General features: G+C 70.5%; 16 protein-coding genes and 1 pseudogene. 10 read left to right on the top strand and 7 right to left on the bottom strand.

Annotation, left to right across the window (positions count from 1 at the left end; genetic code table 11):
• The first annotated feature begins 40 nt into the window (after positions 1-40).
• The 6 genes from ACTWQJ_RS29910 to ACTWQJ_RS29885 are packed head-to-tail and all read left to right on the top strand — an operon-like array spanning position 41 to position 5,275.
• A complete protein-coding gene (locus ACTWQJ_RS29910; RefSeq protein ID WP_443309649.1) occupies positions 41-772 on the top strand; it encodes a FadR/GntR family transcriptional regulator in 732 nt (243 codons plus the stop codon).
• Positions 769-1,914: a galactonate dehydratase gene (gene dgoD / locus ACTWQJ_RS29905; RefSeq protein ID WP_443309647.1), complete on the top strand. Its 1,146-nt coding sequence runs from the start codon at positions 769-771 to the stop codon at positions 1,912-1,914. The genes ACTWQJ_RS29910 and dgoD overlap by 4 nt, the downstream gene beginning before the upstream one ends.
• Positions 1,911-2,729, top strand: coding sequence for a hypothetical protein (locus ACTWQJ_RS29900; protein WP_443309646.1), 819 nt, complete (start codon positions 1,911-1,913; stop codon positions 2,727-2,729). The genes dgoD and ACTWQJ_RS29900 overlap by 4 nt, the downstream gene beginning before the upstream one ends.
• Before the next feature lie 28 nt (positions 2,730-2,757).
• Positions 2,758-3,390 (top strand): bifunctional 4-hydroxy-2-oxoglutarate aldolase/2-dehydro-3-deoxy-phosphogluconate aldolase, encoded by a 633-nt coding sequence (locus ACTWQJ_RS29895; RefSeq protein WP_443309645.1) that lies wholly within the window; start codon positions 2,758-2,760, stop codon positions 3,388-3,390.
• On the top strand, positions 3,387-4,301 hold the full coding sequence (locus ACTWQJ_RS29890; RefSeq protein ID WP_443309644.1) for an SMP-30/gluconolactonase/LRE family protein: 915 nt from the start codon (positions 3,387-3,389) through the stop codon (positions 4,299-4,301). Before ACTWQJ_RS29895 ends, ACTWQJ_RS29890 begins: the two co-directional genes overlap by 4 nt.
• A complete protein-coding gene (locus tag ACTWQJ_RS29885) occupies positions 4,298-5,275 on the top strand; it encodes a sugar kinase (protein ID WP_443309643.1) in 978 nt (325 codons plus the stop codon). Before ACTWQJ_RS29890 ends, ACTWQJ_RS29885 begins: the two co-directional genes overlap by 4 nt.
• A gap of 68 nt (positions 5,276-5,343) precedes the next feature.
• Here ACTWQJ_RS29885 and ACTWQJ_RS29880 read toward each other — a convergent pair.
• Positions 5,344-5,547 (bottom strand): annotated as a pseudogene (locus ACTWQJ_RS29880) (NAD(P)/FAD-dependent oxidoreductase); the annotation flags it as partial.
• 3 nt (positions 5,548-5,550) lie between these two features.
• Positions 5,551-6,495, bottom strand: coding sequence for a cupin domain-containing protein (locus tag ACTWQJ_RS29875; protein ID WP_443309642.1), 945 nt, complete (start codon positions 6,493-6,495; stop codon positions 5,551-5,553).
• Positions 6,496-6,699: 204 nt separating this feature from the next.
• Between ACTWQJ_RS29875 and ACTWQJ_RS29870 the strand changes: the two genes are divergently transcribed.
• Positions 6,700-7,572 carry an SDR family NAD(P)-dependent oxidoreductase gene (locus ACTWQJ_RS29870; RefSeq protein ID WP_443309648.1) on the top strand — a complete coding sequence of 291 codons (873 nt, stop codon included), beginning with the start codon at positions 6,700-6,702 and terminating at the stop codon, positions 7,570-7,572.
• A gap of 443 nt (positions 7,573-8,015) precedes the next feature.
• Here ACTWQJ_RS29870 and ACTWQJ_RS29865 read toward each other — a convergent pair whose 3' ends face one another.
• Positions 8,016-8,399, bottom strand: a complete 384-nt coding sequence (locus ACTWQJ_RS29865; protein ID WP_443309641.1) for a hypothetical protein — start codon at positions 8,397-8,399, stop codon at positions 8,016-8,018.
• A gap of 29 nt (positions 8,400-8,428) precedes the next feature.
• Between ACTWQJ_RS29865 and ACTWQJ_RS29860 the strand changes: the two genes are divergently transcribed.
• On the top strand, positions 8,429-8,725 hold the full coding sequence (locus ACTWQJ_RS29860) for a GYD domain-containing protein (RefSeq protein WP_443309640.1): 297 nt from the start codon (positions 8,429-8,431) through the stop codon (positions 8,723-8,725).
• A 902-nt stretch (positions 8,726-9,627) separates the two neighbouring features.
• Positions 9,628-9,987: a peptidoglycan-binding domain-containing protein gene (locus ACTWQJ_RS29855; RefSeq protein ID WP_443309639.1), complete on the top strand. Its 360-nt coding sequence runs from the start codon at positions 9,628-9,630 to the stop codon at positions 9,985-9,987.
• 582 nt (positions 9,988-10,569) lie between these two features.
• On the opposite strand, the gene ACTWQJ_RS29850 is transcribed toward ACTWQJ_RS29855, so the two are convergent.
• Complete coding sequence (locus ACTWQJ_RS29850; RefSeq protein ID WP_129798055.1) at positions 10,570-10,785, bottom strand: hypothetical protein; 216 nt, start codon at positions 10,783-10,785, stop codon at positions 10,570-10,572.
• 543 nt (positions 10,786-11,328) lie between these two features.
• On the opposite strand from ACTWQJ_RS29850, the gene ACTWQJ_RS29845 reads away from it, so the two are divergent.
• Positions 11,329-12,213 carry a PhzF family phenazine biosynthesis protein gene (locus ACTWQJ_RS29845; protein ID WP_443309638.1) on the top strand — a complete coding sequence of 295 codons (885 nt, stop codon included), beginning with the start codon at positions 11,329-11,331 and terminating at the stop codon, positions 12,211-12,213.
• A gap of 68 nt (positions 12,214-12,281) precedes the next feature.
• On the opposite strand, the gene ACTWQJ_RS29840 is transcribed toward ACTWQJ_RS29845, so the two are convergent.
• From ACTWQJ_RS29840 to ACTWQJ_RS29830, 3 genes are all read right to left on the bottom strand, one after another.
• The gene (locus ACTWQJ_RS29840) at positions 12,282-12,560 is read right to left on the bottom strand and encodes a hypothetical protein (protein ID WP_443309637.1); all 279 of its coding nucleotides are present in this window, start codon (positions 12,558-12,560) and stop codon (positions 12,282-12,284) included.
• 463 nt (positions 12,561-13,023) lie between these two features.
• Positions 13,024-13,824, bottom strand: coding sequence for a DUF427 domain-containing protein (locus tag ACTWQJ_RS29835; protein ID WP_443309636.1), 801 nt, complete (start codon positions 13,822-13,824; stop codon positions 13,024-13,026).
• Positions 13,825-14,117: 293 nt separating this feature from the next.
• On the bottom strand, positions 14,118-14,481 hold a 364-nt coding region (locus ACTWQJ_RS29830; RefSeq protein WP_443309635.1), incomplete at its 5' end, for a zinc-binding dehydrogenase.

Genomic DNA, 14,481 nt, shown 5'->3' with positions numbered 1-14,481 from the left:
CCACCGCCGCGCCACCACACCAGCAGAAAGGCTGTACGACATGACGCCCTACGCCCGCCGCGGCGTGCACGGCCAGACCGTGGAAGCCCTCGCCCGCCGCATCCTGGGCGGCGAGATTCCCGAAGGGGCCACGCTCGACCTGGTGGCACTGCAGAGCGAACTGGACGTCAGCCTCACCGCCCTGCGCGAGTCCCTCAAGGTACTGGCCGCCAAGGGCATGGTCGACGCCCGCCAGAAACGCGGCACCTTCGTCCGGGCCCGCGCCGACTGGAACCTGCTCGACGCCGACGTGCTGCGCTGGCAGTTCGAGGGCGGCCGCACCACCGACAACGACCGCGCACTCCTGCGCAACCTCGCCGAGGTACGCGCCATCATCGAACCGGCCGCCGTACGCCTGGCCGCCGAGCGCCGCACCGACGCCGACCTGGCGGCGCTGGAGAGCGCCGTGGACGCGATGCGGGAGCAAGGCACCGACCCGGCCCACGCCGTGGAGGCCGACCTCGCCTTCCACCGCGCCCTGCTCGCCGCCACCCACAACGAACTGCTCGAACGCATGGAGGTGGTCATCGAGCCGGGCCTGGCCCACCGCGACCGCATCGTGCACAGCCACCCGCACAGCGAGGACCCCGTACCGGCCCACCGCGCCGTCCTGGACGCCGTGCGCGACCAGGACCCGAAGGCCGCCGAGGCCGCCATGCGTGCCCTGCTCGACCAGGCCGGCCGCGACCTGGACCGGATCGAGAGCCCCGACGACACGAAAGGCGGCAAGTGAAGATCGCCCGCATAGAAACCTTCCTGGTCCCGCCGCGCTGGCTGTTCTGCCGGATCGAGACCGACGACGGCGTGGTCGGCTGGGGCGAACCCGTCGTCGAGGGACGCGCGGAGGTCGTCCGTGCCGCCGTCGACGTCCTCGCCGAGTACCTGACCGGCCAGGACCCGCTGCGCATCCAGGACCACTGGCAGGTGCTGACCAAGGGCGGCTTCTACCGCGGCGGCCCCGTCCTGTCCAGCGCCGTCGCCGGCCTCGACCAGGCGTTGTGGGACATCGCGGGCAAGACCTACGGCGCACCGGTGCACGCCCTGCTGGGCGGCCCCGTGCGCGACCGCGTCCGTGTCTACGCCTGGGTCGGCGGCGACGAACCCGCCGAGCTGTCCGAACAGATCACCGCCCAGGTGGAGGCCGGTTTCACCGCGGTGAAGATGAACGCCGCCGGCGCCACCTCACCGGTCGTCACCGCGGCCGAGACGGCGGAGGTCGTCGCCCGCGTGGCCGCCGCCCGGGACCTCCTCGGCCCGCACCGCGACGTCGCCGTCGACTTCCACGGCCGCTTCACCGCCGCCTCCGCACGCCGCGTCCTGGCCGAACTCGCCCCGCTGCACCCGCTGTTCGTGGAGGAACCGGTCGTCCCCGACCACGGCCACCTGCTGCCCGGCCTGGTCGCCGCAAGCCCGGTACCCCTGGCCACCGGCGAACGCCTCTACTCGCGCACCGACTTCCTGCCCGCCCTCACCGCCGGCATCGCCGTCGCCCAACCCGACCTGTCCCACGCCGGCGGCATCTCCGAGGTGCACCGTATCGCCTCGCTCGCCGAGACCTACGGCGCCCAGCTTGCCCCGCACTGCCCGCTCGGCCCGATCGCGCTGGCGGCCAGCCTGCAGGTCGCGTTCGCCACACCCAACTTCCTCATCCAGGAACAGAGCCGCGGCATCCACTACAACAAGGATGCCGACCTGCTGTCCTACGTGGTCGACCCCGAGCCGTTCCGGTTCGTCGACGGCCATGCGTCCCGCGGCGACGCACCTGGTCTGGGCATCACCGTCGACGAGGCCGCCGTACGCGCCGCCGACCGCGCCGGTCACACCTGGCGCAACCCGGTGTGGCGGCACCCCGACGGTTCCTTCGCGGAGTGGTGACCGTGCCGCTGGACATCGTCACCGACCCCGTCCACGGCGGCCGTTGGACCTCACTGCGCACGGCCGGGCGCGAGTGGCTGTGGCGGCGCGAGGCACCCGAGCGGGAGAGCGTGTCACCCGGCGACCCGTTCGTGGACGCGGGCGGACTGGAGGAATGCATCCCCACCGTCCGCGGCACCCCCGACCACGGTGACGCCTGGTCACGCCCCTGGACCCGGGACGCGGACAGGGACGTCGTCCACTGCGACCGGTTCACGCTGACCCGCGCCATCCGCAGCACCCGCGACGGAGCCGAGGCCGACTACGTGCTGACAGCCGACGCTGGCTTCCGCTTCGTGTGGGCCGCCCACGCCCTGCTCGACCTCTCCGACCGTGCGACGGTGCACTCCCGCGACGGAGCGAGCACCCGCCTCTTTCCCGAGGCGGCCCCGCTGTTGGACCGGGCGTGGCCGAAGGGCGCCGCGTGGGTGGGAGGGAGCTGGCCCGTTCCCTGCGGACTGCGGCTGGACCGGTTCGGTCCGGACGACGGCAGCGCGGTCGGAGCCGTCGTGGACGCTTCCCGCTGCTGCGTCCACGATCACACCGACCGTCTGTCGTGGGTTCTCGAAGCCGACGGGCAGCCGTTGTCCATCGCCCTGTGGCGCAACCTGGGCGGCTTCCCCGCCGCGCACCCCTACCGCAGTACGGGTGTCGAGCCGATGCTCGGCCGCGTTTTCGACCTCGCCGAAGCAGGCCCCGGTGACGCAGCCCGGGTCCCCGCGTCCGGCGAGGTGCGGTGGCGGTTGACGCTGACCGCGAACTGCCGCTGCCCGTGAACCGACCTGTCCGACAAGGAGCTCGTCCATGAATCTTCGAGCGGCCCTGGCCGCCCACCGCCTGGTCGCCATCGTGCGCGGCGGCGACCCGGAGGGAGCGTTGCGCACCGTGCTGACCCTGGCCGACGAGGGCGTCGAGCTGATCGAGGTGTCGCTGAGCGGCAAGGACGCCCTGTCCGTCATCGAGCGGGCCCGCGAAGCGCTCGGCCCCGACCGGCCCCTGGGCGCCGGTACCGTCCTGACCGCCGACGATGCTCGTGCCGCCCAGCGGGCCGGCGCGGACTTCGCCGTCACCCCTGCGCTCGGCGACGGCATCGGCGCGGCGCACGGGCTCGGCCTGCCGGTCCTGGCCGGGGTGATGACCCCGACCGAGATCCTGGCCGCACGTACGTGTGGCGCCACCGCACTGAAGATCTTCCCGGCTGCCCAAGCCGGCGGCCCCGCCTACCTGAAGGCACTGCAGGGACCGTTCCCGCACGAGCCGTTCGTGCCGGTGGGCGGTGTCGACGCGGCGGCCGCCCGGGAGTACCTGGCTGCCGGAGCCATCGCTGTCGGAGTGGGCTCGCCTCTGGTCGGCGACGCCGCGGACGGCGGCAGCATGGCCGCACTGCGTGAACGCGCCCGTGTCTTCCGCACCGTCGTACAGGACGCCACGCCGTGACCGAAGCCGCAGGTGACGCCGTCAACGCGACCGAAGCCGAAGCCCTCCGTCCCGACCGCCTCGAGCTCGGTGAGGGTATCCGCTGGACGGACCGCGGCATCGTCCTCGTGGACATCCTCGCGGGCCGTCTGCTCACCGCCGTCGGCGATCCCACCGACCCCCTGCAGCAGCTGGCCCAACTGCCCGTCCCCTTGGGCGCGGTGGCCCCCGTGGCCGGTACTCCGGGCACCTGGATCGCCGCTGCGGGCACCGGGATCTGCCTGCTCGCTCCCGACGGGGCGACACGGTGGCTGGCACAGCCCGAAGCGGACGCCGCACGGCCCATGCGTATGAACGATGCGACTGCCGATCCCTCCGGCCGCTTCTGGGCGGGCAGCATGACCTACGACGCCCACGAGGGGGCCGGCTCCCTCTACCGGATCGACCACGACGGCACGGTGGCCCGCCTCCTCGACGGCATCACGGTCCCGAACGGGCCGGCGTTCACGGACGACGGCTCCACCATGTACCTGGCCGACAGCGCACGGGGAATCATCCGGCGCTACCCCGTGGACCCGGTCACCGCCGACCTCGGGACACCGGAGGCGTTCGTCACCGTCGCGGACGGCAGCCCCGACGGCATGGTGGTGGACACCGAAGGCGCCGTATGGGTCGCGGTGTGGGGCACTGGCACCGTACGCCGGTATCTGCCGGACGGCCGCCTCGACCGCACGCTGCACCTGCCCGCACGACAGCCCGCCGGCGTGTGCCTGCAGGAGGACCGCCTCCACATCACCACCGCCCGCGTGGGACTCGCCGCGCCCGGCCCTCACGACGGCGCGGTGTTCACCGCCCGGGTCGACGTACCAGGCCGGCCGGCGGCCTCCTACCGTCACCGTCCGTCCGCTTCACCCCCCTGGGAGATGTCATGACGAACGTCTGGCGGCCTGCCGAAGGACCGGTGGTCTGCATCGGCGAAACCATGGCCGCCCTGGCCCCCGCCCCGTCCGAGTCACTGGAGACCGCCGAAGACCTGCGGATATCGGTGGCCGGGGCGGAGTCGAACGTGGCGATGTACCTTGCGGACCTGGGCGTCCCCGTCTCCTGGCTCTCGGCACTGGGCGACGACGCGCTGGGACGGCGAGTGCGCGCCGCGGTCGCCGCGACGGGCGTCGACGTCAGCGGCGTACGCTGCGACCCGGAGCGCCCCACGGGCCTGCTCGTGAAGGAGCCGGCCGGCACCCGTACCCACGTCCACTACTACCGCAGCAACTCGGCGGCCTCGGCCCTGGGCCCCGACGTACTGGACGACGACAGACTCGTCTCGGCCTCGGTCGTACATCTCACGGGTGTGACCCCGGCACTGTCCCCGTCCTGCCGGAGCCTGGTGACACAGGCGCTCACCACCCCGCCGAGCGAGCGTCCCTACGCCATCAGCTTCGACGTCAACCACCGCCCAGCGCTCTGGCCGCCCGGAACGGCCGCCGCCGCGCTACACGAGCTGGCCGACCGCGCCGACATCACGTTCGTGGGACTCGACGAGGCACAGGAACTCTGGAACACCGGCCCCGAAGCGGCCGACGTACGCAAGCTGTTGCCGCACCCGCGCCTCCTTGTCGTCAAGAACGGCGGCCACACGGCCACTGCCTTCGGCGACGAAGAGACGTGGACCGTGCCCGCTCTGCGTACGGACGTGGTGGAACCCGTCGGCGCGGGTGATGCCTTCGCCGCCGGATTCCTGGCCGGCCTGCTGCAGGACGGGGACATACCGCGCGCGCTGCGGCTCGGGCACATCACGGCGGCGTCGGCTCTCAAAGTGACGGACGATCACGGCCGGTTGCCGGACAGGGACCGGATTCAGCGGCTCCTCGGCCTTCCGGCGCAGGAATGGGAAACACAGGGATGACACGGGCCCGCAGCCGGGTCGGCGGGCGTCGGCCCAAGCTCGCCGAGGACGCGGCCGGGAGGCCGAGTGGGGAAGGTACGCGTCACCGCGCCGGCGGTGACGACCAGGATGTCGTAGCTGAGCTTGTGATCGGACCCGTTCACCGGCCGCACAATAACTGTCCCGTCCGCGTTGCGGATCTCGGTCACGGTGCCCGCGATCGATCGCGTACGACGCAAGTGCCTCCGCAACGACATTGCCACGTGGCGGGCCTCGACCGAACCGGCCGTCACCCCTCATCCTGCCGGTTCGAGGGAGGCAGCCTGCCGACCCGCCCTGTGTCGGTTGCGGTAGGTGCGGGGTGAGGTGCCGGTGACCCGCTTGAATGCGGAGCTGAGGGCACTTTCGGAGCCGTAGCCGACGGCGCGGGCGATCGTGGCGAGAGTTTCGGTCCCCTTGCGCAGGCGTTCGGAGGCCAGTTCGATGCGCCATCCGGTGAGGTAGTCGAGCGGCCCTTGACCGACCGTGTCCTTGAACCGTGCCGCGAGGGTGGAGCGGGAGACAGCGCTGGCGCGCGCCAACTCGGCCACCGTCCATGGACGTTCAGGTGTGGTGTGCATCGACGTCAAGGCCGTGGCCACGACCGGGTCCGCGAGGCCGGCCAGCCATCCCGACACCGCGTGCGGCCCGCGGGTGAGGTGCAGGCGCAGCACATGGATGAGCATGACGACGGCGAGATGCTGGGCCACCAGCGTCGACGCCATCGGCCTGTGCTGCAGCTCCTGGTCGATCTGGGTGAGCGCCCACTGCAAGGTGCCGGCTTCGCCGGATCCGGCCGGTATGTGGATGACCGGGGGGAGCGCATCGAGCAGCAACGCACGCGCTCGATCGCCGAACGAGAAACGTCCCCCGATGAGAAGAACGTCCTTGCCTTCTCCCGTACGTGCGACCCCGCTTTCGGCCGCTGCGAAGATCGGGCCGGCTTCGACCGGAACCGCGTCGGCGTCGCTGTAGAGCGTGAACTCCAGCGGCCGGGTGAGGAGATAGCAGTCCCCCTCGACCAAGGGAATCGGCTCTCCGGCTTCCGCGACTCGAAGAAAGCACGTTCCGCGCCGGACGGCGTTGAACTTCACGCCATGCGGGGCTTCGAAGCGCACTGCCCACCTGCCGCCGGCCACCAGACTCGCCGACAGGTGGCTTCTCGTGTCGAGGAGTGCGAGGACGTCTTCGAGCGGATCCATCGCTACCTTTCTGGACGATGGAGCAAGTTACCTGGACTTTCCAGCATAGCCAGTCCAGATATGGGCTCGTACGTTGACGGGGTGAGCACACTCCCCAACAGGAAGAGTCCGACCGTGAGCCACGCTGTTCGCCTGACCACACCGTTCCACTCGCACTCCACCACCACCGAAGTCATCGACGGTGTGGATCTCGCCGGACGCCGCATGATCGTCACCGGCGGCGCTTCCGGTATCGGCGTCGAAACCGTCCGCGCCCTGGCCACCGCTGGGGCGGAGGTCACCATCGCCACCCGGAACCCGGCGATGGCCGAACCGCTCATCCGTGACATCGCTGCCGTGCCCGGAGCGGGTGTGGTGCGGGTGGAGGCAATCGACCTGGCCGACCTCTCATCGGTGGCTTCCTTCGTACGGGCATGGCAGGGACCACTCGACGCCCTCGTGGCCAACGCCGGCATCATGGCGATTCCGCACCGGCAGGTCACCGCCGAAGGCTGGGAACTGCAGCTGGCGACCAACTACCTCGGTCACTTCGCCCTCGCCCTGGGACTGCACGACCACCTGCGTGCGGCCGGCACCGCCCGCATCGTCATCGTCAGCTCCGGCGCCCACCGGAACGCAGCGCTCGACTTCGACGATCCGCACTTCGTACGCCGCCCGTACGACCGCTGGGTGGCGTACGCGCAGTCCAAGACCGCTGACGTCCTGTTCGCCGTGGGCGCCCGCCGGTGGGTCGCCGACGGCATCACCGCCAACGCGCTCAACCCCGGCTGGATCAGCACCAACCTTCAGCGCCACGTCGATGACGCCACGATGCGGGCGCTGGGGGCGATGGACGACAACGGGAACATCATCGAGCAGCCCTACTACAAGACGCCCGTCCAAGGCGCCGCGACTTCCGTAATGCTGGCGGCATCCCCCCTCGTGAACGGCGTCACCGGGCGCTACTTCGAAGACAATCAAGAGGCGGAGACCGTCGCCCACGACGATGAGGGGCACGCCGGCGGTGTCGCGGCTCACGCCCTCGACCCGCAGGCTGCGGACCGCCTCTGGGATTACGCCACCAACGCCATCCGCTGATGGCGCATACCGGATCAGCTCACGAACTTCGAGAGGCCGGCTACATCACTGACATGTCCCGTGACAGCGGCGACCTTTCCTTCCCGCAGGGTGCAGTGGAGCCGCATGCTGCTGCCGGGCGGTGCCCGCGTCGCCACCCGCATCACGAAGTGCCCGCGGGACGCGACCCAGTCGGCTCAAGCAGCCCCCGGTCCGCGCACAGCCGGACCAATGCGAGGGCAGGGGAGGAGTCAGCCGACGACCGGCAGCAGATCTCGCGTCGTCCAGTTGAATCAGGCGGAACTTGCGGTCATGACCCACGGGTCGCAGCCGTCCGCCGGCAGAGCGGAACGGCACCGTCGTTGGCGAACAGTCCGACGAACGCCGTGGACGGCGCAGTGCTCGCCGCGTAGCCGAACAGCCAACGCAACCAGCTTCGTCCTGGTTCCGGCTCCCTACGTCGGTCACGACGGGAGGCTGTCGCCCTTGGGCAGGGTCAGGCCCAGCCGGATCTGGCTGACTGCGGTTGCCACGATCGTCTCGCTGACATCACGGGGCTTCCAGCCCAGCATCGAACGGGCCTTTTCATTGCTGATGACGGGGATCCGACCCTGCAGAGCTGCGGCATTCCGCAGGGCTGGCTCGGTCTTCGCGGCCTCGCGTACCTGCTCGATGGCCAGTTCTGCTGAAGACAGCAGACCGGCTGCGGCGGGGAAGTGCTCACGCAGGATCTGCGCCATGTCGAAAAGGCTGATCGACGATCCGCTGACGGCGATGAAGCGCTCGCCCGCCCTTTCGGGTGCGTATCGTGTGCACGTTTCGGACGTTGTGCCCAGAATCAGCCTCATGATGTGTTCCCTCATGAAGGTGAAGGGTTATGCCGACGTACGTCACGTTGCTGAACTGGACCGATCAAGGGATCCGGAACTACAAGGACACCGCGAAGCGCGCCGAGGCCTTCGCCTCGGCGGTACAGAAGCTCGGGGCGAAGCTCCTGAACATCTACTGGACCGTCGGCCCGTACGACCTCGTGGCCATTGTTGAGGCTCCCGACGACGAAACCGCCACCGCGGCGCTCCTGCAGCTCGGCGGGGTGGGCAACGTCCGCACAACGACCCTGCGGGCCTTTGGTAAAGAGGAGATGGATCGCATCATCGCCAAGACCGCTGGCTGAGGGCATGACAGACCTGGAGATCGAAGGATCGGGACGTGATCGGCCCGGGGGCCTTTTCGCTGTGCTCCCGGCAGGATTCGAAGCCGCGACACCCGCTTTGGGAGAGAGGCCGGGCGGCAGGGCAGGTGACCTGCGGCTTCGTCGGCCGAGCCAGCGGGCAAGGACGCGGCCGGTAGCCACCCCTGTTTCTGGCACGGCTGTGGGACCGCCTCACCCGCGGCCGCCAGCAGGGCGGGATCGTGCCGCTGTCCACGCTCACCCACGAGCTGGGCGGCGGTGCGGGCTGGCCGGAGGTCGGCGGCTGGGAGGCGGTCACTGCTGGCCTGCTCCAGCTCATCCGGGACCGTGAATGCGATGCCTCAGCCGGGGCTTGCCGGACATCGCCCGTGCCTTGGTGTGCTCCGGCCCGCAGATCGAGGTGCGGGCCTACGACCCGGCGGCGAGCGGTATCAGGTGTACGGGCCCGCCGACCGTTTCTAGGTCGTCGTCGAGGTCGGCAAGCAGCTGGCCTGGGCGGAAGCGGGGCGCACTCTGTGGCCGGGTGACGCGGCCTGCCGACCCCGATTGGCGGCTGCTGGCCTGGTGCCCACGCGCCCAGCGCCGTGGTCGCCGGCGATCAGCCGGGGCCGGAGCAGGCGCCGGGCCTGTCGCCGTGTCCGGGAACGACGACGGCAAGGACTTCAGGTCCGCAGCTGCGAGATCAAATACGTTTCGGCACGGGCAACGACATCCACGAGCGCTTCCTTGCGCAGCGCGGCCCGCCGCTCCGTTTTGGCTTCGGCCGCGCCACGGACCTTCGGTCGTGCCAGGTTGTAACTCGCGGGCCTTGCTGAACGTGGGGAGAATAGGACGTACTCATCGACCCCAGACGCCCAGCGAGCGGCTGGGCCGGAAGGATCGGCATGAGACAGCGAAGACTGGTGACCGCCGCGCTGTGCACAGCCGCATCGCTGGGTCCGGCTGTGCCACAGGTCGCCGCAGCCGTCCCCAGCGAGTGCTCCCACATTCCATCGACGTATCGGCCCACGCTTGCGTACGGTGACACCACGGTGGCGGTGAAGCAGGCGGAATGCCTGAGCAACATGTGGGGAGGTCAGCCGCCCAAACTGGCTCTCGACGGCGTCTTCGACTCTGTCATGCTGAAGAAGATCGAGTGGATCCAGGGGTGCCACGGCCTGCCGGAGAGCGGCGTCATCGATGTGCGCACCTGGCAGGTGCTGTACCACCCCGCCCTGGACTGCTACAACCCCTATCCGGCTTGAGCAACCGGTCACCAGCCCGGTCGGCACGAGCAGGACATCGGCGGGCCTGCCGGAGGTGCTGCCGCAGCAGACCAAGCGCGAACGCCGCTTGGCCTTCGCCGACTTCCTGAACTGCTGCAACCGCGAGCGCCCACACTCCGCGCTCAAGGCCGGTCAGGGCTCCCGCAGGCCCTGCTCCTTGGTCTGACCGGGCATCCGCGCGCCCGGCGCCTCCCTTCTCGGCAGGGCGCCAGGCCCAGCTGCCAAGTGGCCTGCCATGACCACCCGCGCCGCTCGCCGGCAGATCTGGGGCTGCAGGGGTGGGACCCGGTCAAAGACCCGAGGAAGGGCTGGTGAGTATCTGCCAGGAGAGTACTTGGAGGTTGCGCGGCGGTCCGACGTCTGACCGCCAGACCGCTGGTTGCTGGTCGTCTCCGCCAGGCGACGGCGCTCGGCGCGCCGACGGACTGAGTGAAAGGAGACCGCGGCGGAGAATGTCCTGTACAGCAGGCAGGCTGGGACGGTGACGGCGGACCACCGCGTGTGGGATACGGGAAGGGCGATGGCGTGGGCTGGTCCGAACGCCCCAGGGCGCGGGAGGGGCTAGCCGGTTCCGCGGTCCAGGACGCGGCGGGCCGCCTCGGCTTCTGCCGCCGGCGGGGACAACTCGTCGAGGGTGTCGAGCTCGGTGTCGGCTTCCAGCTCCCGTTCCCAGGCTGCCGCGAGCTGTTCCTGTTCCTCGCGCGGTTTGGCGCTGACGGCCTTGCGGTGGTCCGGGTCCAAAGCCGCCAGGAATCGTCCGACCGGGTCCGTGGGCATGCCGTGCTCCTTGTCGCTGGGAAGGGCGCCGCTCCCGGCCCAGCATGACCAGCCGGGCCTGAGTCGGCCGCCCGACACGGCCTGTGACCACCCTGATGGCCCCCGCCATCCAGCTCCGCTCTGCTGTGCACTGCACAGGGCCCTGCCCGACCACGGCGCCGGGTCGGGGTGCCAGATGAGGCTGACGGAGCGGGCAAGGGCCATGTCCCATTGCTCCTATGTCAAGCGGCCGTTGCGAGAGTGATCGCGTAGTCGTTGCGTACCGCTTGGACGTCGCGTTGGAGGGCTCGGTAGACAACGTCGGACAGTCGGCGCTTGAGGGCCCGGATGGCTTCGGTCGTGGTGTTGCCGGCACGCCGGCAGTGACCGCCGGGTGAGCCGTCTGGTCATGCGGGTGATCGCGGGCCCCGGTGATGTGGGCCCGGAGCGCTGGGCAAGCGTGTTCATGGTCGCGGACGTTGCGGCGGGCGCGCATGATCCACGACGGCAGCGTTCCACCCGGGTCCGGGAACAGGCACGGCCTGGCCCCGCGTTGCCAGGAGCATGACGACGAATGCCCCGCGGCCCGAGGTGCTGCGATACACCGCCTTCTCCAGCGCCCCCGACGGCGGGAACCCCGCCGGCGTCGTTCTGGACGCCGCCACCCTGGACGAGGGCGACATGCTGGCCATCGCCGCCGACCTCGGGTACTCGGAGTCCGCGTTCCTGACTGCGCCTCCGCAGGGCCTCGGCGGCCCGGAGCAACGGGCCTACAGCATCCGTTACTTCAGCCCCAAGGCCGAGGTGCCGTTCTGCGGGCACGCCACCGTCGCGACCGCCGTCGCGCTCGCCGAGCGGATGGGCCCCGGGGAGCTGGTGTTCGCAACGCGCGCCGGCACCGTGCCGGTCGAGGTGACGGACGAGGGCGGGACACTGCGGGCCACACTCACCAGTGTCGAGCCGCACATCGAGGAAATCGCCGACGCTGATCTTGCGGAGGCGCTCGCCGCGCTCGGCTGGCCGGCCGCCGATCTCGACCCGGCCTTCCCACCCCGCATCGCCTACGCCGGCGCCCGCCATCTCGTCCTCGCGGCGGCGACGCGCGCCCGCCTGGCAGATCTCGCGTACGACTTCGCGCGCCTCGAAGCCCTGATGCACCGCCTGGACCTGACCACGCTGCAGCTGGTGTGGCGGGAGTCGGCCACCGTCTTCCATGTCCGTGACCCGTTCCCCGTCGGCGGCGTCGTCGAGGACCCGGCGACCGGCGCCGCAGCCGCCGCGTTCGGTGCCTACGTCCGCGAGTTCGGCCTGGTCCCCGAGGACGCCGTCCTCACCCTGCACCAGGGGGAGGACCTGGGCCGCCCCGGCGAACTCACCGTGACCCTGCGCGCGGGGGACCCGCGCGTCCGTGTCAGCGGCACAGGAGCCCGCATCATTCCGAGCTCCTGACCCGGTCGGGCGGTCAGGGGGGCGGCCAGCAGCCCCTCGCCGGCCTGAATCACTTGTGGAGCGCACGGTCAGCGTGGGATCAGCGATCCCTCACCCGTGACCCTCAGGTGTGCCTGGTGGCCGCCCGGCGAGCACTTTCGGCCGTTGGGATACGTGGGCTGCGGGGTGACAGTGATCTGTCGGTCGAACAAGGTGGCTCCCCGCTCGGTCTTGAACACCAGCGTGACGCGTACCGGCTTTCCTGGCAGGTCACGTACTTCCGCGAAACCAGGCCAGACAAAGCGCTCGGGGGCGTGGGGGGTCGCCGCCGCCGGGTCTTCTGTGGCGGTGGCGGATTCCGTGGTCATCACGGGATTCCCTGGGGCGGCCGGTTCATCCGACCGCGTCTGCCGCAGCTGCAGCGTGGGCTTCCGGCATGTGCCGTCCCAGCAGGCCGTAAGGGTCGCGCCGACCACCCGGCTCGCCAGATCCGGGTGGACCTCGACCCGGATCCCGGCGGGTGAGTCAATCAGGGTGCAAGGATGGGTGTCACCCGCGAAACCGCACGCAGTCACCAGTGCCAGAGCCGCCAGGGGCACTGCTAGTGCGACGCTCTGTCTCACGCCGGCTCCTCGGCAGTCGTCTGCGTCTTGATCACGACCACTCATGCTCGCACGGCAGCTGCACCAGACAGCCGGCGGTACCCCGGCTCACCTGCCTCAACCCGCGCTGCTCGGCGGTGACATGCAACGAGCAGATCCCTGGGCTGCATGCCCTGCCCGCCCGGGCGTTCACCTGGAACTGGCTCAGGCAGATAGGGCATACCCGAGTTCAACCAGCACGACCGGTCACTCCCGTGCGCAGGAGGTCGGTGGGCCGCGGCAGCAGCGTGCCGTCGACGTACAGGTCGACGTGCTCGTTGTAGAACGCGACCATGCCCGCGATGCGGTTGGCGAGGATCGTCGGGAAGTCGTACGCCCAGAGAATGTCCTCATGGGTGGCGACGTCGCTGTCGAACGACCAGTAGCCGCTCGTCGTCCCCTTGTACGCGCAGCGGGTCACCGTGTCGGAGTGGCGCAGCCGGGTCCAGTCGACGTGCATGCGGTCGAGGTAGTAGCGGGTCGGCAGGCCGGTCTCGAACAGCTTCACGCAGTGCGGCGCGTCCGCCAGCACGACCCCGTCCAGCTCCACACGGACGCTGCTGGACGAGCGCAGCGCGTCCACCCGGGAGTAGGGGCTCCTCGGATGCACGAAGACCGGCTCGTCCTCCTCCAGCCAGGATTCCAGCGCGTCCCACTCGAAACGGACGGTGCCGTGCAGAGGCTCCGGAGCGCCGTCGTCCCAGACCCACGCCGCACCCTCGCGGACCTCGGACCCGACGTGCAGGGAGTGGCGCCGCGCGGGCCCGGCACCCAGCAGTTCGGCGTGGTCGTCGTCGGTCAGCACACCCTCGACCATGTCCTCGACCGGGATGCTGAACTGGGGATAGGCGGGCCACTCCCACACGTACACGGCACGCCGGGTGTCGAAGACGACGCGGCCGCCGATCAGCCCCCGGATGCGCCGCGGCACGGGCTCGACGTGCCCGACCGGGGCGATCAGGCTCGGATACAACACGCTTTCGTCCGCCATCGGGGTCACCTCAGTCCACTCGTTCCACGTGCGCCCCCGTACGCCTGGCATCTCCGGCGCCCGTCAGAACGGCCGCACCTGCCCCGGACTTGGGGCTCTTACCTTTTCGCCCGAAATGCTACCGACCGCGCAAGTGACGGCCCGTCGGGGACGGTCCCTCGTCGGCACCGGTCAGTTTCGTCTTCATCAGCAAGACAAGGCGGACACGGAATTTGTGACAGCGCGACCCTGAAAAGCGCGATTCTTGGCGAGCGTGCGACCTGGTACCCGTATGTGGTCGCAGCCGGCCTGCGTCATCTCGGTTCGAGGACGACCTTGCCGTGCGTGCGGCGTTCACCGAGAGCCCGGTGGGCGGCTGCGGCGTCCTTCAAGGGGAAGCGGGTCACCAGGGGCGTGAGGTGAGCGGCCGCAGCTTCCTCCAGGGCTTGCTTCTCCAGTGCGTTCCAGCCGTCGACCGGGACCATGCGAGGGCCGATGGCCCACGTCGCGGTGATCTGCCGCTGGATGAGGTCGCTGGTGGTGATCTCGGTGGGCGTGCCGCCGGCCCAGCCGTGCAGAATGTGCCGTCCGCCGGGGGCGAGGGCGTCCAGGGCCTGGCGGCCCAGAGCGCCGCCGACGCCGTCGAGTACGACGCTGACGTCGGCCGCGCGACGCAGG

Origin of the sequence: Streptomyces sp. KR55 (genome assembly GCF_052245645.1) — a bacterium.
GTDB classification, from domain to species: Bacteria; Actinomycetota; Actinomycetes; order Streptomycetales; family Streptomycetaceae; genus Streptomyces; species Streptomyces flavusporus.
Note: the sequence above shows the minus strand (reverse complement) of the source record. Positions and strands in the feature narration are given on the sequence as shown.